Source organism: Leminorella grimontii ATCC 33999 = DSM 5078 (assembly GCF_000439085.1).
In the GTDB taxonomy this organism is placed as follows: Bacteria; Pseudomonadota; Gammaproteobacteria; order Enterobacterales; family Enterobacteriaceae; genus Leminorella; species Leminorella grimontii.
The window spans coordinates 19397-40675 of the sequence record NZ_AUUA01000003.1 but is presented as its reverse complement, the minus strand read 5'-3'; the positions used below and the strand labels follow the sequence as shown (position 1 = coordinate 40675).

The window sequence follows — 21279 nt, the reverse complement described above, 5'->3', positions numbered from 1 at the left end:
ATTTACTGCTTAAGATCGACGTTGTCGAAGTTAAACGAACCGTCCAAAGTGATATACATACCGCTCAAGTCTTTGCTGTGAACGTACAGCAGCTGATCGGTGGTCAGGAAGATCCAAGGCGCGTCGGCCCAGATTTGATCCTGAATCTCTTTGTACAGCTTGGCCTTTTCGTCGCGGTTGGTGGTTTTCAGCGCTTCGACGAGTCCCTTATCGACCTTTTCATTGCTGTAATAAGCGGTGTTAAACATCTTCGGCGGCCATGAGGCCGTCGCCAGCAGTGGCGTCAGGGCGAAGTCCGATTCCATGGTGGAAGAGGACCAGCCTGCGTAGTACATGCGCACGCCGGCTTTGTCCGGCGTCGGTATACTCTCTACCTTAGCGACGCGCTGACCGGCTTCCATGGCTTCGATTTGTACTTTTACGCCAACCTGCCCAAGCTGCTGCTGAACAAACTGAATAACTTTCTGTGCGGTAGTGTTGTTGCCGTTAGCCCACAGGACAGTAGAGAAGCCGTCCGGGTAGCCCGCTTCTTTCAAAAGCTCTTTCGCTTTAGCAGGGTCATAAGGCCATGCGCCGTAGCTTACGGCAAAGTCTACGCCCTTAGGCACCACGCCTTCAGCCGGCGTGGCATAGCCGGAAAAGGCCACCTTGGCCAACGCCTGCTTGTTGATAGCGTAGTTGAGCGCCTGACGGACCTTCACGTTATCAAACGGCTTTTGCAGCACGTTAAAGCTAACGTAACGCTGAATGATTGACGGCGAGGACACCATCACTAGCTTGTCGTTCTTTTCCAGCAGCTTGGCCTGCTCGTAGGGGATGGTGTAGGCGAAGTGGGCTTCGCCCGTTTGCATCATCGCGGCGCGGGTGTTGTTCTCAACGACCGGGCGCCAGGTAATGCTGTCAACCTTCGGCAGGCCCTGCTTCCAGTAGCCGTCAAACTTCTTCACCTTCATATAGTCAGTGGCGTTCCACTCGTCAAACTGGAACGGGCCGGTGCCGACCGGATGGAAGGCAATCTCTTTGCCGTACTTTTTCAGCGCGGCTGGGGAGATCATCACGGCTGACGGGTGAGCCAGCGAGTTGATAAAGGCTGAGTAGGGGGCGTCCAGCGTGATTTTCACCGTATAAGGGTCGACGACTTCCGTCTTGGTGATGCGCTTAAACATATTGTAGCGCTTGAGGTGATTGTCCGGATTGGTCACGCGGTCGAAGGTGGCCTTAACCGCATCGGCGTTAAAGTCAGTGCCGTCGTGGAACTTTACGCCTTGGCGCAGCTTAAAGGTGTAGGTCAGGCCGTCGTCGCTGGCGGTGTAGCTTTCAGCCAGTACGTTGATGAGCTTGGCGTCTTTATCGAAGCCAAACAGACCCTGATAGAACGACTTGGAAATGGCCTGAGACAGCGTATCGTTTGCGTCGTACGGATCCAGCGTCGTGAAGTTGGAGTAAACCGCAACGACGACGTCCTTAGCGGCGAACGCGGGAGTTGCAGAGAGCCCGGCCAGAGCGATAAAGCTGGCCGCCAGTAGCGTTCTTTTCGGGAATGAGACTGTAGACATGAAGTAATCTCCGTATGATGTTGTGTTGTTTTATTAATACATTCCGGCAATCCGGTGACGTGCGACAAAATGATTTTCGCTGACCTGCACCAACGGCTGCACAACGGGCTCATCGCCCAGCGCGCGTATCGGGCTTGGGATTTCATCCGAGATAGGCTCTCGTTTTATGTGGCGCCTTGCCGGGTCAGCAATCGGCACGGCGGCCATCAGTTTTTTGGTATAAGGATGCTGAGGGTTTTCGAAAATTTCCCTTCTGGGGCCGATTTCGACGATTTGCCCCAGATACATGACCGCCACGCGGTGGCTGATGCGCTCTACTACGGCCATGTCATGAGAGATAAACAGGAACGCGATGCCGAACTCTTTTTGAAGATCCAGCATCAGGTTGATGACCTGCGCCTGAATAGAGACGTCCAGCGCGGATACCGATTCGTCGGCGATGATGACCTTAGGATTGAGCGCCAGCGCGCGGGCGATGCAGATTCGCTGACGCTGCCCGCCGGAGAATTCGTGCGGATAGCGCTTGGCGTGGTCGGGCAGCAGGCCCACCTTTTCCAGCAGCCAGGCGACGCGCTGCTCGGCCTCTTTGCCCGACGCAACGTTGTGGATAAGCAGCGGCTCCATAATGGAAAAGCCTACCGTGACGCGAGGGTCAAGCGAGGCGAACGGGTCTTGGAAAATAAACTGGATGTCTCTGCGCAGGGTCTGGAGATCTTTACCTTTAAGCTGATTGATCTTTTTGCCGCAGAACTCGATGCTGCCGCCCTGGCTTTCCACCAGCTGTAGCAGTGAACGACCGGTAGTGGATTTCCCACAGCCGGACTCGCCTACCAGAGCCAGCGTTTCCCCCGGGTGAATTTCAAAGCTGACCTTTTCAACGGCGTGCACCCGGCGCTTAACGCGGTTGAACAGGCCACCGCGTACATCAAAGCGAGTAATAAGGTCGTTGACCCGCAGGATGGGCTCTCCGGAGCGTTCAACAACGCGGGGCGCTTCTTCCGCATAAGATGCGTCATTTTTACCGCTTGCGTTTAGCAGCGGGAATTTAGACGGCAGATCGGTGCCGCTCATAGCGCCGAGCTTGGGTACCGCCGACAGCAGCGCCTTGGTGTAAGGATGCTGAGGAGATGCAAACAGCGTATCGGAATCGCCTTCCTCCACCTTTTCCCCTTTGTACATCACCAGCACGCGATCGGCGACTTCGGCGACGACGCCCATATCGTGAGTGATAAAAATCACCGCCATGTTCATCTCTTCCTGCAGTTCGCGAATTAGCTGCAGGATTTGAGACTGAATGGTGACGTCCAGCGCGGTAGTGGGTTCATCGGCGATAAGCAGGGCGGGTTTACAGGAAAGCGCCATGGCGATCATCACCCTTTGACGCATGCCGCCGGAAAGCTGATGCGGATAGCGGTCCAGTACGTTTTTCGCTTCCGGAATACGAACCCGCTCTAACATTTTCAGCGCCATGGCGCGAGCCGTTGCCCGGTCCTTCTTTTGGTGAAGGCGGATGGATTCGGCAATCTGTTCTCCTACCGGAAAAACAGGATTGAGCGACGTCATCGGCTCCTGAAAGATCATGGCGATGTCGGCGCCGCGGATGCTGCGCATCGTTGCGCCGCTGGCCTTGGTTAAATCGACCTGATGCCCGTTGCGGTTAAAGAGGATGCTGCCCTGCGTGATTTTCCCTCCGCCTTGCTCCACAAGCCGCATCAGGGCCAGCGAGGTTACGGATTTTCCCGAACCGGATTCGCCGACGATCGCCAGCGTTTCGCCCTTCTTTATGCTAAAGGAGAGGTTACGTACCGCCTCAACAGTATGCTCTGAGGTTTTAAACTGCACGCAAAGATTTTCGACAGTAATAGCCGAGCCATCCGCGGGCGGCCTGGGGGATTGTTGTTGTGTCACTGTGCGACCCTTAGGTTTGCTTTATTTTTATTGATATTACTGCCGCACTGAGGCGGCGCGGACGTCGCGGCTTATGGCGTCGCTATTATCGTCCTGGTTTTAGGCGCCGGCGGGCGAGAGGAAACTCTTAAGCGCTAGAGCGCTCTCGCGGTGCCGGCTGCCGGTTTGGTTTATTTAATTGTTTTAACTACGATAAATATCGACAGATGCGTCCTGCCCAACTCGGCCGACGCCTCTATACATGCCTTCGGTGTTAAACGGCAGGGCGACGTTGCCGAGGTAGTCCACCGCAATAAGACCACCGTTGCCGTTAATTTCCAGCAGTTTTTCCATAACGACCTTATGACACGCTTCATCCAGCGTGAGCCCTGCGTATTCAATCAGTGCGGATACGTCATAGGCCGCAACGGCGCGCATGAACATTTCACCGGTACCGGTAGAAGAAACGGCGACGGTACGGTTATTGGCGTAGCAGCCTGCGCCAATGATAGGGGAATCCCCAACGCGTCCGACCTGCTTGTTGGTCATACCGCCGGTGGACGTTGCGGCCGCCAGATTGCCGTTAACGTCAAGCGCAACGGCGCCGACGGTACCAAACTTTTTGTCGGGATCGATTGGATCGCCCTGAGGCGCATGAGCGGCCTGTGAGGCGCCGTCGTGATCCAACACGACGCCCTGATCCAACAGCGCGCGCTGAAGCTGTTCGTAGCGCGCTTGGGTGAAGTAGTAGTCCTGATCGACCATTTCAATATTTTGCGTTTTGGCAAATGCTTCTGCGCCTTCGCCGATAAACATCACGTGTCTGCTGTTTTCCATCACGGCGCGCGCGGCGAGAATAGGGTTACGTACGTGGGTTACGCCCGCAACGGCCCCTGCGTTTAGCGTGGCGCCGTCCATGATGGCTGCGTCAAGCTCGTGAGTGCCCGAGTGGGTAAATACGGCGCCTTTCCCCGCGTTGAACAGCGGGTTTTCTTCCAGCAGGCGAACCGCCTCGGTAACGGCATCCAGCGCGCTGCCGCCGTTTGCTAAAATGGACTGCCCTGCGGTGACGATGTAAGTCAGCGCATTGCGAAACTCGGCTTCTTTCTCTGCCGTCATGGCCGAACGAGTGATGGCGCCAGCGCCACCGTGAATAGCGATTACAGGTATACGACTCATTTCTTTGCTGGATCCGTTAGTTTGTCTTCATTTAAGAATATTTTATTAACCAACGCAGTCGCTTTTTATCATTTAGGACAGCGCCTGTTTATATATCCTTTTGTCGTTGGAAAATCGATTATTGAGAAACACCCACGTTTCCCCTATTTTTTGACTATATGTCTTTGGCTCTTGATCGTAAAGCGAAATGTGCCGCCAATAGGGGCGTGTATGAAGAAAGGTAAAATTCGAAAGCATGAATTACATGAATAAGTTATAAGAAAATTGAGATTGATAACTTATTTTTCCCATTATGCTATATGCGTTGTCTGTTTTTCTTGCGCCTACCTTCAATTTATATTTTATATTTCATTTAATACCTAGAAATATATATTGTATTTCTAGCATTTATATAGAATAAACTGTGCGTATTTTCGTCAAAAGGTGATTTTTTATTGCCCATATAGTTTTTCCCCACATTCGCGTTGTTCAGCACCATTTTTCGTTTTACCTTGCATAAATGTTAAATTTGTTACTTTATGTTTTTATTATTGTTGCATAAATGATGTGGCTTTTTTGGCGTACGTAGTATAATCACAACAGGTTCTGCCGGTATCTCCCGATGCGTGAGGAGTGGTTTAATCGTTGATTGCTCCTCTTTGAGCGATACGTATAACCTTCTTGATATTGGTAATGAGAATCATTATCATTTAAGCATAAAGATTAACGGGAGGAGGCGCAGAATGTCTGATTCAAGTGCCATAGTACGGTCGAGCAAGATAACGAGAAAGGCCAGGCTTTCTCTGATGGGGCCTGCCTTTATCGCCGCTATCGGCTATATCGATCCCGGTAACTTTGCGACCAACATTCAGGCCGGCTCCGCGTTTGGCTACCAGCTGCTTTGGGTTGTCGTATGGGCTAACATCATGGCGATGGTCGTTCAGCTGTTTTCCGCCAAGTTGGGTATTGCAACCAATAAAAATCTGGCGGAACACATCCGCGACAGGTTTCCTCGTCCGCTGGTCTGGTTTTACTGGGTTCAAGCTGAATTAATCGCTATCGCGACCGATCTGGCCGAGTTTATCGGCGCCGCTATCGGCTTCAAGCTGCTGCTGGGCGTCAGCCTGCTTCAAGGCGCACTAATTACCGGTGCCTGTACCTTTCTGATTCTCATGCTGCAAAGTCGGGGCGATAAGCCGCTTGAGCGCGTTATCGGCGCGTTTCTACTGTTTGTCGCCTGCGCCTACATTATTGAGTTGTTCTTTTCCGCTCCGGACATGAAGGCGCTGTCAAAGGGCATGCTGCTGCCGGGATTGGCAAACAACGACGCGGTGTTTTTGGCTGCGGGCGTTTTGGGCGCGACTATTATGCCCCACGTCATTTACCTGCACTCGGCCTTGACGCAAAACTCAAAGGGAACGCGCGAGGAACGCTATAGCGCGACCAAGTGGGACGTGGCTGTTGCGATGACCATCGCTGGCTTTGTTAATCTGTCTATGATGGCGATGGCTGCCGCGGTTTTTCACTTTAGCGGCCATACGGGGATCAGTGAATTGGATCAGGCCTACGTTACGCTAGAGCCTCTGCTTGGCAAATTCGCTGCCGTGACCTTTGCGCTAAGCCTGATTGTAGCGGGGCTTTCGTCTACCGTAGTTGGAACCATGGCCGGACAGGTCGTTATGCAGGGGTTTATTCACGTACGCATTCCCCTTTGGGTTCGACGTGTAGTCACCATGCTGCCTTCTCTTATTGTGATCATGAGCGGAATGGACGCTACCCGCATTTTGATAACCAGCCAGGTATTTTTGAGTTTTGGCATTGCGCTGGCGCTGATCCCGCTGCTGATGTTGACGGGCAACCGACAGCTGATGGGGGATATGGTCAACGGCCGCTGGATGCAGAACGTGGGCAAAGCGATCGTTACGCTGGTGGTGGGGCTGAACGTTTATCTACTGATGGGCTTTTTTAGGATAGTCTAACCGGAACAAGGCGTTCCGGTTAGTTCTTGGATTATTAGCAGCTTGGCTTCTCGCTACTCGTTATTTATCTGAACAACAACCTTGCCGAAGTTTTTCCCCTCAAGCATGTCGATAAACGCCGCTGGCGCGTTTTCCAAGCCTTTTACCTTCTGCTCCTGGTATTTGATTTTCCCTTCGGATACCCACTGCTTCATCTGCTGGATAAATTCGCCGTAGCGGTGGGGGTAGTCCAGTGTGATGATAAAACCCTGCATGCGGATGCGCTTTTTCAAAATGATGCTTTCCAGCAGGTTTAATCTGTCGGGGCCGGGGGGAAGGGCAGTGGCATTGTACTGTGAGATCATGCCGCAGACGGGAATGCGCGCCCGGGCGTTCAGCAGCGGAAGTACGGCGTCGAACACTTTACCGCCGACGTTTTCATAGTAAATATCAATGCCCTCAGGGCAGGCAAAGGCCAGGCGCTGCGCCAGATCGGGCTGGCGATGATCCAGGCAGGCGTCAAACCCTAGCGTTTCTACAACGTGACGGCATTTTTCTTCACCACCTGCGATGCCAATAACCCGACAGCCTTTGAGCTTAGCGATTTGCCCTACGGTTGCGCCAACCGGGCCGCTGGCGGCGGCAACCACCAGCGTTTCATTTTCCTTAGGCTGGCCGATATCCAACAGCCCCATATAGGCCGTAAAGCCGGGCATGCCGAGAATGCCTAATGCGTAGGAGGGCTGAGGAAAGGCGTCGTCCAGCTTGAGCAGGCCTTCTCCGTTGCTGAGAAAATAGTCCTGCCAGCCGGCAGCGGCGAGAACCCGCTCGCCCTCTTTAAACTCGGGATTATTAGAACGTTCAACGATGCTTACCGTACCGGCGCAGATAACGTCACCGACTTCCAGCGGGGGAACGTAGGACGGCGAATCGCTCATGCGCCCTCTGACGTAGGGGTCTATAGACAAACATTCGGTGCGCAGAAGCAGTTCTCCCGAACCAGGCAAAGGAATAGACTGCTGCTCTAATCGGAAGTTATCTGCAGTAGGAGCGCCGTAGGGGCGAGAAGCCAGAACGATTCGGCGATTGACGTTGGCATTTTGGGACATGTTAGAACCCTCTGTTTCAGATGAGAATTAAAAAACATGATAGTCGACAAGCTACTGCGGCGAGGGGGAAATAGACAGCTTTTTCTTGGGATGATGGTGAATGTGTGACAGTGCGGCGGTTTTGGCGAAGTGAAGAATTCCGGTCAATAGACCGACCGGAATTCAAAGGAAAATCAACCCATCATCAGTACTAACAAATAGGCGACAAACATGGCCAGATGGGCCGTTCCGTTAAGCACGTTGGTTCTGCCCGTCGCAAACGAGCTTTGGCACAGGATAAGCACGCCGGAAAGCAGCACTGCGTTGGACGTCGAGAGCCCGAAGACCAACTGCTGGTCGGTGATAAGCGCAATGCACACGACGGCCGGAACCGTAAGCGAAATGGTCGCCAGTACGGAGCCAAAGAAGAGGTTCATCGCGCGCTGCACCTGGTTTTGCATAACGGCTTTCATGGCGCCTAGCCCTTCCGGCGATAGGATCAGCAGCGCTATCAGGAAGCCGGTGAACTGCGGCGGCGCGTTCATCGCGGACAGCAGGTGCTCGAGAATCGGCGCGTTGATTTTCGTTACGGCGATGACGGCAATCAGGTGAACCACCAGCCAAACGGCGTGCCAGGCGCTGCTGTGCGCCGAGGGTTTGCCGTGGGGATCGTCAGGGTTGTCGCTTTCGTCTTCGTGCTCATAAATAAACAGGCTCTGGTGCGTTCTGGTCTGAATGACCAAAAAAACCAGATACATTCCGGCGGAAAGCAGAGCAACAATGAAGAGCTGGCCCGTTGAGAAAGTTCCGCTGTCAAACGTCGTCGGTAAAATCAGCACAATAATCGCCAGCGGTAAAAGCGCCGTCAGATACTGTTTGATGCCCGCCAGATTGACGTGCTGGGTGGCGAACTTTCGCCCTCCCAGCAGTAGCGATATGCCGACCAGGCCGCTCATGACGATCATCAGAACCGAATAGAGCGTGTCGCGCATCAGCGTAGGGCCAGTGTCGCCTGTTACCATTAGCGCGGAGATCAAACTGACTTCCAAGATCACTACCGCCAGGCTTAAGATCAGCGAGCCATAAGGCTCGCCTAGCCTGTGCGCCAGTACGTCGGCGTGGCGAACGACGCTAAACGCGCTGCCGAGTATTGCGACCAAAGCGAGAACGTTAACCAGCGTAATAGCTAGAAGGCTGGTGGTGTGCTGCATATAAAGTAGAACCGGTATCGCAATCATCGCCAGAATCAGCGAGTACTCTTTGTGGCGCGTTTTAACGACCAAGTGACCCTGTGTTTGATCCATAAATTCTCTCTAAAAGTTGAAAGGTTAATTTAATAATTAAAGCAGGCTTTACGCTGGCCTTACTGAATTTTAAGCACGGGACTTTGAGGCCAATAGGTTAAACAGTGAGACAAACGTGTTTTAGCTTATTGGCCTAACTAGCCTATCAATTATGGAACGCCACTTAGAACTGCCAGCGCGCCCAGGTAAACAGCACGTTACCGTTGTTATACGTGCCGGGGATATACGTATTTTGAATTGCGAACTTTTTATACTCAATGGAGAAGAGCGGCAGCGGCAGCGGGATTGGAATATAGTTATAGTCGTGACGCGCGGTCACTGCTGCGGTAAACCCAAGCCCTAAGCGCCAGTCGCGCTGTTGGCCTAAATACCAGTTTTTCTGATAGCCATATCCGACGATCGGCTCAATCTCATTGTGAGAGTCCTGGAATTCCATCGCGTAAATGGAATGCCAGTTTCCGTCGCTGTCAAAGCGCGATACTCCGTAACCAATACCCCAGGGCCTTTCGTTATAAGAGTCCGTTTTTTCTTTGTCATACATAGCCCGGTTGTGCCAGGTATTTAGGGGAATGTAGAGATCCCGGGTAGGAGAATTCCACGTTTCTTTCACGTTGCTCTTAATGGTATCCCAGACGCCCGGACCTTCAACGTCAGCCTCAGCAAAGGCGTTGAAAGAGCATGAGAATAGAACGGCTGCGGTAGTGGTAATTATAGTGGCTTTCATAGAGTTAGTGGCTTTGTGTTGTTGATATCCATATCGTTGAGCGCCCTTGAAGAGCGCTTTATTCGGTAATTCGGGCATAGCCCAGACCGAATGTCATGACAAACGGGGCCATTATAGATGATTTTTGGTCTTGAATTCATTAAGAGAGCGTCGTTTTCCCTATTCATGAGTGATAACATTTTGTAATTACGTTGATATTTTTATGTAAAGTTACGTAGTGTGCTTTTCTTGCCTCGCCTGCAGAAAGCGGTAAGCGACATCAACATCGTTTTACGCTAAAGTAGCCTTTATCGTTTACTCATAGAGTTACGCAATACGAGGTTTTCTATGTACGACCGCTATCAGGGACTTATCTTTGATATGGATGGAACGCTGCTGGATACGGAAGAAGGGCACAGAAAGGCCTGGGATGAAGTTCTGGCGAAGTACGGCATGAAGCTTGACCTGGAAGGCGCGATTGCGCTTAACGGCTCGCCCTCATGGAAAATCGCGGAGTTTGTTATTGATAGCTATCAGGTGGATATGGACCCTCACCGGCTGGCGCAGGAGAAGTTCGCTATCGTCGAGGAGATCGTGCTGGACATGGTCAAGCCTCTGCCGATTGTTGAAGTCGTCAAGCATTACCGAGGCCGACGTCCTATGGCCGTAGGCACCGGCAGCATGCACGGCTTTGCCGACAGGCTGCTCCAGCACGTCGGGCTGCGCGACTACTTCACCGCCATCGTCGGTGCTGACGACGTCGTTAATCATAAGCCCGCACCGGACACCTTTTTAGCCTGTGCGTCGCTGATGAAAGTGACAGCCGAGGGATGCATCGTATTTGAGGATGCGCCGTTAGGGCTTCAGGCGGCGAAAGCGGCGGGAATGGACGCCGTTGACGTGCGAACTTTGTGAGCGAAGCGTTATCTTTATTGACGCTGTTTGGCAGCAGCTTTCTTAGTGCAACGCTACTGCCGGGCAATTCAGAAATTGTTTTTGTTGCGCTGCTGTCGACGGTTGATACTCCTGCGGAGTTATTGCTTTTGACGGCAGCGGTTGGTAATACGCTGGGCGGCCTGACGAACGTTGTGATTGGCCGTTTGGTTCCGGTGCCTAAGCACCATCCTCGCCTGGCGCTGGCTACGGCGTGGTTGCAGCGTTACGGTTCGCCCGTGCTGTTGCTCAGTTGGTTGCCCTTTATGGGCGATTTGTTATGTCTGTTGGCAGGCTGGTTACGTTTACCCTGGTGGTCGGTAGCTTTTTTTATGTTGGCAGGGAAGTCATTACGCTACGTTGTAGTGATGATGATAACACTGAAAAGCGTCTCTTTTTTTAGCTGAAAAAGAATGAAAGTTATCAGAATAACGGTTTGTGCAGCAGGTGGTATGAACACCAATTACGGGAGGTCAATTTGATCCCGGACGTATCGAAAGCGCTGTCTTGGCTGGAAGCGCACCCTCATGTCTTAAACGGTATTAAACGCGGTATTGAACGGGAAACGCTGCGCGTTACCCCTCAGGGACATCTGGCAACGACGCCGCATCCCGCATCCTTAGGCTCAGCGCTGACCCACCGCTGGATAACCACCGATTTTGCCGAGGCGCTGTTGGAGTTCATTACTCCCGTTGATGACAGCGTTGACCACACGCTGGCCTTCCTGCGCGATATCCATCGCCACGTGAGCCGCGAACTGGGCAGCGAACTGATGTGGCCTTTGAGCATGCCTTGCTTCATTAACTCTGAGGACAACATCGAACTGGCGCAGTACGGTTCCTCCAACGTAGGGCGCTTTAAGACGCTCTATCGCGAAGGGCTGAAAAACCGCTATGGCGCGCTGATGCAGACCATTTCCGGCGTTCACTACAACTTTTCTTTACCCCTTGAGTTCTGGCAGGCGCGTGAAGGCATCACCGACGAGCAAAGCGGTAAGGACAAGATCTCCGAAGGCTATTTCCGCCTGATCCGCAATTACTACCGCTTCGGCTGGACGATCCCGTTCCTGTTCGGCGCGTCGCCAGCGCTTTGCTCCTCCTTTATTACCGGGCGCGAAACGCAGCTGCCTTTTGAGAAGCTGGAAAGCGGAGCCTGCTATTTGCCCTACGCCACGTCTTTACGTATGAGCGACTTGGGCTATACCAATACGACGCAGAGTAACCTCGGGATTACTTTCAACGATCTGGAAACTTACGTTCAGGGTCTGAAGAGGGCGATTTCTACGCCTGCGCCTCAGTTTGAAGCGCTGAACGACAAGAAAGACGGTCGCTATCAGCAGATTAACAGCAATATTCTGCAGATTGAAAACGAGTTTTATGCGCCGATTCGGCCCAAGCGCGTCACCAAAAAAGGCGAATCGCCCTCTGACGCTCTGCTGCGCGGCGGCGTAGAATATATCGAAGTCAGAGCGCTGGACATCAACCCGTTCTCGCCCGTCGGCATCGACGCGGACCAAGCCCGCTTTCTGGATCTGTTTCTTATCTGGTGTACGCTGGCCGACGCGCCGATGATGAGCAGCGAAGAGCTGCAGTGCACCCGCTATAATTGGAACAGGGTTATTCTTGAAGGGCGCAAACCGGGCCAGACGATCGGCATCGGCTGCGACAGCGCGCGTCAGCCGCTGGACGTCGTCGGTAAGGCCCTGTTCGCCGATCTGATGCGGGTTGCGGAAGTGTTGGACAGCGGCAACAGCAACACGCTGTATCAAAACGTGTGTAAAAAGCTGGTGTCCGCGTTTGACGATCCCGAGTTAACTTTCTCCGGCAGAATGTTACAGGCGGTGAAGGACGTTGGTATCGGTCGATTTGGGCTGGCGCTGGCCGAACAGTATCGCCAAAGCTTGCAGTCCGAGCCTTTGAGCGTGTTGACTGAGGACGTTCTTGAGTCTGAACGCATCGGCTCTCTGCGCCGTCAGGAAGAGATGGAACAGCAGGATACGGTGAGCTTTGATGACTATCTTGCCGAGCAAAACCGGCGCTAGGCCGTGGCCCCTGAGAATCGGAGCAGGCTGGAGGATTGAGAAATACCGACTTTTTACCGACAGCGTTTTTCAGGAGGGAGAGCAGGTTGTAAAACTGCTCTTTGCTTCTAAAGCGGCGGATGGAACGTGGGTATCGACCGAGTCGATAACGGTCTATTTTCAGCGTAATTTTCCTCAGGAAGAGGGGTATTTTCTGATTTGCTACGTGACGCCTTCGTTTTCTAAAAGCTACGTTTGTCGAGATATGGCGTCAGTTGAGGAAAATATTATGTCGCTGGCGTCTTACGATCAGCCGGATTTACAGCCGTTTTCATTTCCGGCGGGTTGGTACATTCGCAGCAATCGGTTTACGACGCTGAACCCTGAGGCGCTTGGCCCGAGTGACTGGGAAAAGCCGCTATTTCTTTTTGAGGATATTGCCCAGTTTGAGTTTTTGACGAACGGAGATAGATGGACGATTGACGTTGGTTACTATCCGGAGGATAGCCCGGAAGGCGCTTTTGGCTGCTATTTGATAAAGAACGTTGACTGGCAAGAGCCGGAGGATGAGTTTCGCAGCCGGTCTCAGCCAGAAGCGGCGAAAAAGATTCAGCTGTGGATCGACAGGATTAGCGGCGAGAAGTAGATAAAAGGAAGGCCACAATCTAGTGGCCTTATAAAACATCTCTAATTGAGGGATGATAACGAGTGTTCTTGTAACTATATGACTCGCGCTTTCCCGAAAGGTTCTTGGCTTGGTGAAAAAATATCGTTTTTTTTTAGAAGGTGACGAAAATGCCGTTGTTAGATAGCTTCACAGTAGATCATACCCGCATGTCCGCTCCTGCTGTTCGGGTGGCTAAAACCATGAAAACGCCTCACGGCGATACCATTACGGTATTTGATTTGCGTTTCTGTCATCCCAACAAAGAAATTCTGCCCGAGCGCGGCATCCACACGCTGGAGCACCTGTTTGCCGGATTTATGCGCGATCGCCTAAACGGCGACGGCGTGGAGATTATCGATATTTCCCCTATGGGTTGCCGCACCGGTTTTTATATGAGCCTTATCGGCACGCCGGACGAACAGCGGGTAGCAAAAGCCTGGGAGGCGGCGATGGCCGACGTGCTGGGCGTACAGGACCAGACAAAAATCCCGGAACTGAACGAATATCAGTGCGGCACCTACGCGATGCATTCACTAGATGAAGCTCACGATATCGCCAAGCGCGTCGTTGACGCCGGGGTTGGAGTAAATAAAAACGACGATCTGGCGCTACCGCCGGAAAAGTTGGCCAGCCTGTAGGTTGGTTATGTAGAAAAAATCCCGCGTCATGCGGGATTTTTTTAAGCGAAGTCGGGCGCTACCGCTTCTCTTTAGGCGCAGTACCGCTTTTGGGGCGAATAAGCACCCGCTTAATCATGTTATTACTGACCTCTACGATGTCCACGCTGTAGTTTTTAAACTCAATGTGTGTCCCCGGCTTAGGAATGTCTTCCAGATATTCCAGCAGCAGGCCGTTGACGGTTTTCGCCGTGGAGGTGGGCAAGCGCCAGCCTAAGGCCTTGTTCAAGTCCCTGATGCTGGTGCTGCCGTTAACATAAACGGAACCGTCGGGCTGGCGTACCACTTCATCTTCGAGCGTTGGCGACATGGAGGTGGTGAAATCGCCGACAATTTCCTCAAGAATATCCTCAACACTGACTAACCCCTGAATATCCCCGTATTCATCCACGATAACGCCAACTTTCTCCCGGTTGCGCTGAAACTTGACCAGCTGCACGTTGAGCGGCGTTCCTTCCGGAATAAAGTAAATTTTATCGGCGGCGCGCAGCAGCGTCTCTTTGTTGAATTCGCTCTTTTCCATCATCAGGCGATAGGCTTCCCGCACGCGGAGCATGCCGATAGCGTCGTCCAGCGTGTCGCGATAGAGCACGATGCGCCCGTGAGGGGAGTGGGTGAGCTGCTTGAGGATGTCTTTCCAATCATCATTAATATTAATGCCGACGATTTCCTGACGAGGAACCATAATGTCGTCGACGTTGACCGCTTCCAGATCCAGCACCGATAGCAGCATGCTCTGATAGCGATGGGATATGAGAGGATTCGAAGCGTTGACGATGGTGCGCAGCTCGTCTTTACTCACCGCGTCGGAGCTTTTGACGTCCGAGCGCAGGCCGAACAGCCGCATGATAAAACGCGTGATGCCGTTGAGCAGCCAAACCAGCGGCGCCATGCAGGTTTGCAGCGGCTTAAGCAGCAGGCTGCTGGGGAAGGCGACGCGCTCAGGATATAAAGCGGCGACGGTTTTGGGCAATACTTCGGCGAATACTAAAATAACAAACGTTAACAGCCCGGTGGCGATAGCGACGCCGACGTCGCCATAAAGTCGGATGCCGACGACCGTCGCCAGCGCCGAGGCGAGTATGTTGACCAGGTTATTGCCGATAAGCACCAGGCTGATTAAACGGTCGGGGCGCTGCAGAAGCTTTTCCACCCGCCGGGCGCGTTCGTTCCCTTTGCTGGCAAGATGGCGCAGCCGATAACGATTGAGCGTCATCATGCCGGTTTCCGACGCGGAGAAATAGGCTGAAATCAGCACCAAAACAATCAAAATGATAATAAGCGTACCGGTCGATACGGTGTCCACCGAACTGTGTCCTCAATGGTTGTATACTCGTTTAAGGTATAAGCGATAGGGCTATTAAAAGTATAAAGCGCCTTTGGCTTAGAGCCTATCCCATTAGGGCTATTTTGCTTGCCATTTTGAACCTGGGTAGTGCTCAGCATCCTCACGTACCAGGTGTACGCTCCGGTTCTTCCGCGCTGTCCGTGTTCAAACCGTCTGCGCCAATAACGTCTACTGAGATAGGCTCTTAGTGACCTAACATCACTTGAATAAAGCGGCTGCCGAAATAGCCCAGCGTCAGCAGCAGCGCGCCGGCCATGCTGAACCAGACCACCTTGCGCCCGCGCCAGCCTTTGCGAAAATGTCCCCAAAGCAGCACGAGATAGACGACCCAGGCCGCCGTTGAGAGCACGGTTTTATGCACGTTATCCCTGCCGAGCAGGTTTTCTAAAAAGACAACGCCAGTAAGCAGAGTCAGGGTCAGCAGGATGACGCCGACCTGCGTGATGTGAAACATCTTGCGCTCAATGGAGAGCAGCGGAGGCATGCCGGGAGTAAACGTCAGCTTTTTGTGCTTAAGCTGGTAGTCAATCCAGGCCAGCTGGGCGGCGTAAAGCGCCGCGATGATGAGCGTTGCGTATGAGAACAGCGCCAGAACGATGTGGATTAACAGCGTCGGGCTGCCCTCCAGATGCAAAATGAATTCCCAAGGCGTAAAGCTGGCCAACGCAAGGTTGATGATGGAAAAACAGTACACGATGGGAAGCAGCACCCAGCCGCGATCTTTAGAAGCAACGAAGGTCATGATGGCGCTGATAAGCAGGCTGGCGCCGGAGGCCATGTTCAGCAGGCTGACGTTTTGGCCGTAGTCAACGTCAAAGATGCGCTGCTGAAGCGCTATGCCGTGAAAGATAAGCGCAAATACCGCCGATGCCAGCGCCCAGCGGCGGTGGAGCCCTTTATTTTTCAGCAAGCCGGGGACGATCAACCCAAGGCTGGCCAGATAGGCAATCAGTGATAATATGGCGAAAACAGGCATAGTCGTTAAAGTTTGGTTTTATGTGACTGAGAAATGTGAAAACAGTATAGCGTTAGTGGCGTTACCCTCCAACCAATAACTGTTCTTCGGCTTCTTCATGGTATACTGGCCGAAATTTTCCCCGCGATCGCGGATTATCATTACGTTGGGCAGAAACGATGTTTGAAAATTTAACTGACAGATTATCGCGCACGCTTCGCAATATCAGCGGACGCGGGCGGCTGACTGAAGACAATATTAAAGACACGCTGCGCGAAGTGCGCATGGCGCTGCTGGAGGCCGACGTTGCCCTGCCGGTCGTGCGCGACTTTATTAATAGGGTTAAAGAGAGCGCGGTAGGCCAGGAAGTTAATAAGAGCCTGACGCCAGGGCAGGAGTTCGTCAAGATCGTTCGCAATGAGCTGGTCTCAGCCATGGGTGAAGAAAACAACGCCCTGAACCTTGCCGCTCAGCCTCCCGCCGTTATCCTGATGGCTGGCCTGCAGGGCGCCGGTAAGACTACCAGCGTAGCCAAGCTGGCGAAGTTTTTAAAAGAAAAGCAGAAAAAGAAAGTGCTGGTGGTGTCCGCCGACGTATATCGTCCTGCTGCTATCCGTCAGTTGGAAACGTTGGCTCAGGCGATCGACACCGACTTTTTTCCATCAGACGCCAAGGAAAAGCCGGTCGATATCGTTAACCGCGCGTTGTCCCACGCCAAGCTTAAGTTTTATGACGTTCTGATCGTCGATACCGCCGGTCGACTGCACGTTGATGAAGCCATGATGGACGAAATCAAGCAGGTGCACGCGTCGCTCAATCCGATCGAAACGCTGTTCGTGGTCGACGCAATGACCGGCCAGGACGCGGCCAACACGGCGAAGGCCTTCAACGAAGCGCTGCCTTTGACCGGCGTGGTGCTGACCAAAGTTGACGGCGATGCCCGCGGCGGCGCGGCGCTCTCTATTCGCCACATTACCGGCAAGCCCATCAAGTTCTTGGGCGTAGGCGAGAAGACCGAAGCGCTGGAGCCGTTCCACCCCGACCGCGTTGCGTCCCGCATCCTCGGCATGGGCGACATGCTTTCTCTTATTGAGGAGCTGGAAAGTAAAGTCGACCGCGTGAAGGCGGAGAAGCTGGCGAGTAAGCTTAAGAAAGGCGACGGCTTTGACCTGACGGACTTTCTGGAGCAGCTTAAGCAGATGCGCAACATGGGCGGCATGGCCAGCATGATGAGCAAGCTGCCGGGCATGGGGCAAATCCCGGATAACGTGAAGTCGCAGATGGACGACAAGGTGCTGGTTCGCATGGAGGCCATCATTAATTCGATGACCTTTAAAGAGCGTGAAGCGCCGGAGATCATCAAAGGCTCCCGCAAGCGTCGCATCGCCGCCGGTTCCGGCGTACAGGTGCAGGACGTTAACCGTCTGCTTAAACAGTTCGACGACATGCAGCGCATGATGAAAAAGATGAAAAAGGGCGGGATGGCCAAAATGATGCGCGGCATGAAGGGCATGCTGCCGCCGGGCATGATGCGTTAAGCGGCTCTAAAGCACCGAGAGAGGAATGCTATGACGTGTTTGATGAGGCTATCTCAGGGGATGGCGCAGTTTTCTCCGTCGGAGAAAAAGATTGCGGCCTTTGTCCTTGAATCGCCAAAGCGCCTCGTTACGCTTTCCTCTCAGGAGCTGGCCGCCGCCTTAAGCGTCAGCCAGTCCGGCATCGTTAAATTTGCGCAAAAGCTTGGCTTTAAGGGATATACCGCCTTTAAGCTGGCGATTAGCGAAGAGCTTGGGCGCAACCAGCAGGCGGAGAAATCGACGCTCCACCTGCACAACGAGATTACCGGTGACGACTCGCTGTTAGAGATAGCCAACAAGCTGCTGTTGGAAAAGCAGAGCGCGCTTAGGGAAACCATGAACGCGCTGGATGCGAAAATCTTCAATCAGGTGGTAGAGAGAATTGCAGCGGCGCACAAGGTGCACATTTCGGGCATCGGTGGTTCGGCGCTGATTGCCAAAGACCTGGCCTATAAGCTTTTAAAAATTGGCATTCCCGCTTTTTCTGAATTCGATAGCCACGTGCAGCTCACCATCGCTCAAACGCTGGAGCCGGGCGACGTTCAAATAGCGATCTCTTACTCCGGCGTGCGCCGCGAGGTCGTGCTGGCTGCCGAAGTGGCTAAATCCCGCGGGGCTACGGTTGTTGCCGTTACGTCGCTAAAGAATAACGCACTGGCGCCGCTGGCGGACTACGTGCTCTATTCCGTCGCGGACGAAGTACAGTGGCGCAGTTCTTCCATTTCCTCCCGCACGGCGCAAAACGCCGTTACCGACCTGTTGTTTATGGGGCTGGTCCAGCATGACAGAGAGCGAGCCAACGACCTGATCAGACAAAGCGGCGAGCTGGTGAAAAAAATACTGCTCTGACGCTTTTCCTTACCTTTTTTCCTCTTCCTTCCCTCATTAACTTCTGGCGATGTGAATAGCGTCATAAAAATTGACGCTGCCGATTTTCCGTTTGGAATATTTTATTATAATTAGCTATCTTTAATTGAATAAAAAATTCATTCAGGTAAGCGAATCCGCAGGAGACAAGCCGCATGATCGATTTAAGCCAAATGGTGACCGAGAGCCGCAATCCGGCCAGCGAACGCATTGACGAGCTCTCAACCCTGGAGATGCTGCGCGTCATTAACGATGAAGACAAGAAAGTGGCGTTCGCCGTGGAAAAAGAGCTGCCCCACATTGCCCGTGCGGTGGATGTGATTGCCGGAGCGTTCGGCAGCGGCGGGCGGCTGGTGTACTGCGGCGCGGGGACGTCCGGGCGATTGGGCATTCTGGACGCCAGCGAGTGCCCGCCAACCTACGGTACTCGGCCTGAGCAGGTGATTGGGCTTATCGCCGGCGGGCATAAGGCCATTCTAAAGGCGGTAGAAAATGCGGAAGATAGCCTGGAAATGGGCGTAGACGATCTGAAGGCCCTTAATTTCAGCGCCCGCGACGTGCTGGTGGGCATTGCCGCCAGCGGCCGTACGCCCTACGTGTTGGCCGCAATGGAGTATGCTAAATCTTTAGGAGCGACGGTCATAAGCCTTTGCTGCAATCCACAAAGCCCGATCGCCAAGGCTGCCGATATCGCCATTACGCCAGTCGTCGGCGGCGAAGTGGTGACCGGTTCCTCGCGCATGAAGGCAGGCACGGCCCAAAAGCTGGTGCTTAACATGCTTACCACCGGCGCAATGATTAAGACCGGCAAGGTGTACGGCAACCTGATGGTGGACGTTGAGGCGACCAACGCCAAGCTGATTGAGCGGCAAAAAAATATCGTTATGCAGGCGACGGACTGTAGCCGGGAAGACGCCGAGGCGGCGCTGGCCCAGTGTAACGGCCACTGCAAAACGGCGATAGTGATGGTTCTGACCGGCATGTCCGCAGAGAGGGCAAAGGCGGCGCTGGAAGAGAATCGCGGATTTATACGCTCAGCGATTAGCGCCGAGCGCAAATAGCCAGGAGACCGCAGCGATGGCGAAAATAACCCAAGAAATGATAGCGAAGATTGCCGAAGCTATCGGCGGGCCGAATAACGTAGTAAAGAGCGGCAACTGCATGACGCGCCTGAGGCTGACGCTCAAAGAAAATGACTTGGTGGATACGGCGAAGGTTAAGGCGATCCCCGGCGTGATGGGCGTGATTGAAACCGACGAACAGCTTCAGATAGTGCTTGGCCCCGGTAAGGCTCAGGCGGCGGCGGACATGATGGCCGAGTATTTAGTGCAGGCGCCGACTTCAGGCAAAAGCGCAGAGAAGGCATCCGACGCGTCGCTTAAAGAGATAGCGGCGTCCAAAAAGCGTGAGGTGAAGTCCAAGCAAAGCAGCGCAATCCACAATTTCCTGAGCAAGTTTGCCACGATTTTTACCCCGCTGATTCCCGGCTTTATCGCCGCCGGCCTGCTGCTTGGCGTTGCGACGCTGATTGAGCAGTCGGTGGTTCAAAGCGGTGGCGCGGTGACCGGCAATCTGCTGTATGCCATTACGTTTATGAAGGTGTTCAGCAAAGGGCTGTTTGCCTTTTTAAGCATCATGATTGGCTACAACGCCCAGCAGGCGTTCGGCGGCACCGGCGTGAACGGCGCGATTATCGCCGCGCTGTTTATCTTAGGCTACGATCCCAAGGCCGCGACGGGCATTTATTCCGGTATGGAAACCTTCTTCGGGCTGACGATTGTCGCCAAGGGCAACATCATCGGCGTGCTGATTGCGACTATTATCGGTGCTTACGTCGAACGGCAGGTGAGAAAAATCATCCCCGGCAATTTGGACATGATCCTGACGTCGGGCATTACGCTGCTGATTATGGGAACGATAACTTTCGTCGCTATCATGCCGTTTAGCGGCCTGTTGTTTAACGGCATGTCCTGGCTGTTTTTGCATTTGAACAGCAACCCGATCGGCTGCGCGGTGTTGGCTGGGCTGTTTTTAATTGCGGTGATGTTCGGCATCCACCAAGGGTTTATCCCGGTTTATTTTGCACTGATGGATGCGCAGGGGTTCAACTCGCTGTTTCCCATTCTGTCTATGGCCGGCGCGGGGCAGGTTGGCGCTTCGCTTGCGCTCTATTTCAAAGCGCACAAGGACTCGGTGCTGCGTACGCAGATCCGCGGGGCGATTATCCCCGGCATTTTGGGCGTAGGGGAACCGCTGATTTACGGCGTTACGCTGCCGAGAATCAAGCCGTTTATTACCGCCTGTATCGGCGGCGCGATAGGGGGCTTTTTCATCGGAACCGTTGCCTATTTAGGGTTGCCGATGGGGGCTTAACAGCGCATTCGGCCCGTCGGGCATTGTTGCTCTGCCACTGATGACGTCAAACCACGGTATCTTTGCCGGTATGGCGGTGTACGGCTGCGGGCTGCTGGTGTCCTATTTTGCCGGTTTTATCATTACGTGGTTCTTCGGTACTAAGGACGTTGATTTAGCGTAATGACGGCATTTCGTGAAAGACAAACGCGCCCCAAAAGGGGCGCGT

At 53.4% G+C, this 21279-nt stretch carries 17 protein-coding genes and 1 pseudogene; 10 read left to right on the top strand and 8 right to left on the bottom strand.

Annotated features, from left to right (window positions below; all coding sequences use genetic code 11):
* Positions 1-2 precede the first annotated feature (2 nt).
* The 3 genes from gsiB to G544_RS0107020 all read right to left on the bottom strand — a co-directional run bounded on the left by gsiB (position 3) and on the right by G544_RS0107020 (position 4622).
* Positions 3-1556: a glutathione ABC transporter substrate-binding protein GsiB gene (gene gsiB / locus G544_RS0107030; RefSeq protein WP_027273937.1), complete on the bottom strand. Its 1554-nt coding sequence runs from the start codon at positions 1554-1556 to the stop codon at positions 3-5.
* 33 nt (positions 1557-1589) lie between these two features.
* Entirely contained in the window at positions 1590-3464 is a 1875-nt protein-coding gene (locus G544_RS0107025) for a dipeptide ABC transporter ATP-binding protein (protein WP_027273936.1), read from the bottom strand.
* A gap of 183 nt (positions 3465-3647) precedes the next feature.
* Positions 3648-4622, bottom strand: coding sequence for an isoaspartyl peptidase/L-asparaginase family protein (locus G544_RS0107020; protein WP_027273935.1), 975 nt, complete (start codon positions 4620-4622; stop codon positions 3648-3650).
* Positions 4623-5344: 722 nt separating this feature from the next.
* Here G544_RS0107020 and G544_RS0107015 point away from each other — a divergent pair.
* On the top strand, positions 5345-6580 hold the full coding sequence (locus G544_RS0107015; RefSeq protein ID WP_036023567.1) for an Nramp family divalent metal transporter: 1236 nt from the start codon (positions 5345-5347) through the stop codon (positions 6578-6580).
* A 53-nt stretch (positions 6581-6633) separates the two neighbouring features.
* On the opposite strand, the gene G544_RS0107010 is transcribed toward G544_RS0107015, so the two are convergent.
* From G544_RS0107010 to pagP, 3 genes are all read right to left on the bottom strand, one after another.
* The gene (locus G544_RS0107010; RefSeq protein WP_027273933.1) at positions 6634-7668 is read right to left on the bottom strand and encodes an NADP-dependent oxidoreductase; all 1035 of its coding nucleotides are present in this window, start codon (positions 7666-7668) and stop codon (positions 6634-6636) included.
* Between the two features lie 173 nt (positions 7669-7841).
* A complete protein-coding gene (gene chaA, locus G544_RS0107005) occupies positions 7842-8951 on the bottom strand; it encodes a sodium-potassium/proton antiporter ChaA (protein ID WP_027273932.1) in 1110 nt (369 codons plus the stop codon).
* Positions 8952-9114: 163 nt separating this feature from the next.
* A complete protein-coding gene (gene pagP, locus G544_RS0107000) occupies positions 9115-9675 on the bottom strand; it encodes a lipid IV(A) palmitoyltransferase PagP (protein WP_051155618.1) in 561 nt (186 codons plus the stop codon).
* Between the two features lie 327 nt (positions 9676-10002).
* On the opposite strand from pagP, the gene yqaB reads away from it, so the two are divergent.
* From yqaB to luxS, 5 genes are all read left to right on the top strand, one after another.
* A complete protein-coding gene (yqaB, locus tag G544_RS0106995) occupies positions 10003-10569 on the top strand; it encodes a fructose-1-phosphate/6-phosphogluconate phosphatase (RefSeq protein ID WP_027273930.1) in 567 nt (188 codons plus the stop codon).
* Complete coding sequence (locus tag G544_RS0106990; protein WP_027273929.1) at positions 10566-10994, top strand: YqaA family protein; 429 nt, start codon at positions 10566-10568, stop codon at positions 10992-10994. Before yqaB ends, G544_RS0106990 begins: the two co-directional genes overlap by 4 nt.
* Positions 10995-11065: 71 nt before the next feature.
* The gene (gene gshA / locus G544_RS0106985; RefSeq protein ID WP_027273928.1) at positions 11066-12628 is read left to right on the top strand and encodes a glutamate--cysteine ligase; all 1563 of its coding nucleotides are present in this window, start codon (positions 11066-11068) and stop codon (positions 12626-12628) included.
* Complete coding sequence (locus G544_RS0106980; protein WP_027273927.1) at positions 12597-13253, top strand: hypothetical protein; 657 nt, start codon at positions 12597-12599, stop codon at positions 13251-13253. Before gshA ends, G544_RS0106980 begins: the two co-directional genes overlap by 32 nt.
* 149 nt (positions 13254-13402) lie before the next feature.
* On the top strand, positions 13403-13912 hold the full coding sequence (gene luxS / locus G544_RS0106975) for an S-ribosylhomocysteine lyase (RefSeq protein WP_027273926.1): 510 nt from the start codon (positions 13403-13405) through the stop codon (positions 13910-13912).
* A gap of 58 nt (positions 13913-13970) precedes the next feature.
* On the opposite strand, the gene G544_RS0106970 is transcribed toward luxS, so the two are convergent.
* Both G544_RS0106970 and G544_RS0106965 read right to left on the bottom strand, forming a co-directional pair.
* Positions 13971-15257: a CNNM domain-containing protein gene (locus G544_RS0106970; protein WP_027273925.1), complete on the bottom strand. Its 1287-nt coding sequence runs from the start codon at positions 15255-15257 to the stop codon at positions 13971-13973.
* A gap of 226 nt (positions 15258-15483) precedes the next feature.
* Positions 15484-16275, bottom strand: a complete 792-nt coding sequence (locus G544_RS0106965) for a cytochrome C assembly family protein (protein WP_027273924.1) — start codon at positions 16273-16275, stop codon at positions 15484-15486.
* Between the two features lie 158 nt (positions 16276-16433).
* Between G544_RS0106965 and ffh the strand changes: the two genes are divergently transcribed.
* The 4 genes and pseudogenes from ffh to murP all read left to right on the top strand — a co-directional run bounded on the left by ffh (position 16434) and on the right by murP (position 21234).
* Complete coding sequence (gene ffh / locus G544_RS0106960; RefSeq protein ID WP_027273923.1) at positions 16434-17792, top strand: signal recognition particle protein; 1359 nt, start codon at positions 16434-16436, stop codon at positions 17790-17792.
* Between the two features lie 30 nt (positions 17793-17822).
* Positions 17823-18680 carry an SIS domain-containing protein gene (locus G544_RS0106955; RefSeq protein WP_027273922.1) on the top strand — a complete coding sequence of 286 codons (858 nt, stop codon included), beginning with the start codon at positions 17823-17825 and terminating at the stop codon, positions 18678-18680.
* Positions 18681-18853: 173 nt separating this feature from the next.
* Positions 18854-19759 carry an N-acetylmuramic acid 6-phosphate etherase gene (murQ, locus tag G544_RS0106950; protein WP_027273921.1) on the top strand — a complete coding sequence of 302 codons (906 nt, stop codon included), beginning with the start codon at positions 18854-18856 and terminating at the stop codon, positions 19757-19759.
* A gap of 16 nt (positions 19760-19775) precedes the next feature.
* Positions 19776-21234, top strand: a pseudogene (gene murP / locus G544_RS20140) (PTS N-acetylmuramic acid transporter subunit IIBC).
* Positions 21235-21279 lie beyond the last annotated feature (45 nt).

Excerpts from the sequence above, each read along its gene's own strand:
- G544_RS0106980 (WP_027273927.1), top strand. The coding sequence starts at position 12,597 with ATGACTATCTTGCCGAGCAAAACCGGCGCTAGGCCGTGGCCCCTGAGA.
- yqaB (WP_027273930.1), top strand. The coding sequence starts at position 10,003 with ATGTACGACCGCTATCAGGGACTTATCTTTGATATGGATGGAACGCTG.
- G544_RS0106955 (WP_027273922.1), top strand. The coding sequence starts at position 17,823 with ATGACGTGTTTGATGAGGCTATCTCAGGGGATGGCGCAGTTTTCTCCG.
- luxS (WP_027273926.1), top strand. The coding sequence starts at position 13,403 with ATGCCGTTGTTAGATAGCTTCACAGTAGATCATACCCGCATGTCCGCT.
- gsiB (WP_027273937.1), bottom strand. The coding sequence starts at position 1,556 with ATGTCTACAGTCTCATTCCCGAAAAGAACGCTACTGGCGGCCAGCTTT.
- G544_RS0106965 (WP_027273924.1), bottom strand. The coding sequence starts at position 16,275 with ATGCCTGTTTTCGCCATATTATCACTGATTGCCTATCTGGCCAGCCTT.
- pagP (WP_051155618.1), bottom strand. The coding sequence starts at position 9,675 with ATGAAAGCCACTATAATTACCACTACCGCAGCCGTTCTATTCTCATGC.
- G544_RS0107020 (WP_027273935.1), bottom strand. The coding sequence starts at position 4,622 with ATGAGTCGTATACCTGTAATCGCTATTCACGGTGGCGCTGGCGCCATC.
- ffh (WP_027273923.1), top strand. The coding sequence starts at position 16,434 with ATGTTTGAAAATTTAACTGACAGATTATCGCGCACGCTTCGCAATATC.
- G544_RS0107010 (WP_027273933.1), bottom strand. The coding sequence starts at position 7,668 with ATGTCCCAAAATGCCAACGTCAATCGCCGAATCGTTCTGGCTTCTCGC.
- murQ (WP_027273921.1), top strand. The coding sequence starts at position 18,854 with ATGATCGATTTAAGCCAAATGGTGACCGAGAGCCGCAATCCGGCCAGC.
- chaA (WP_027273932.1), bottom strand. The coding sequence starts at position 8,951 with ATGGATCAAACACAGGGTCACTTGGTCGTTAAAACGCGCCACAAAGAG.
- G544_RS0107015 (WP_036023567.1), top strand. The coding sequence starts at position 5,345 with ATGTCTGATTCAAGTGCCATAGTACGGTCGAGCAAGATAACGAGAAAG.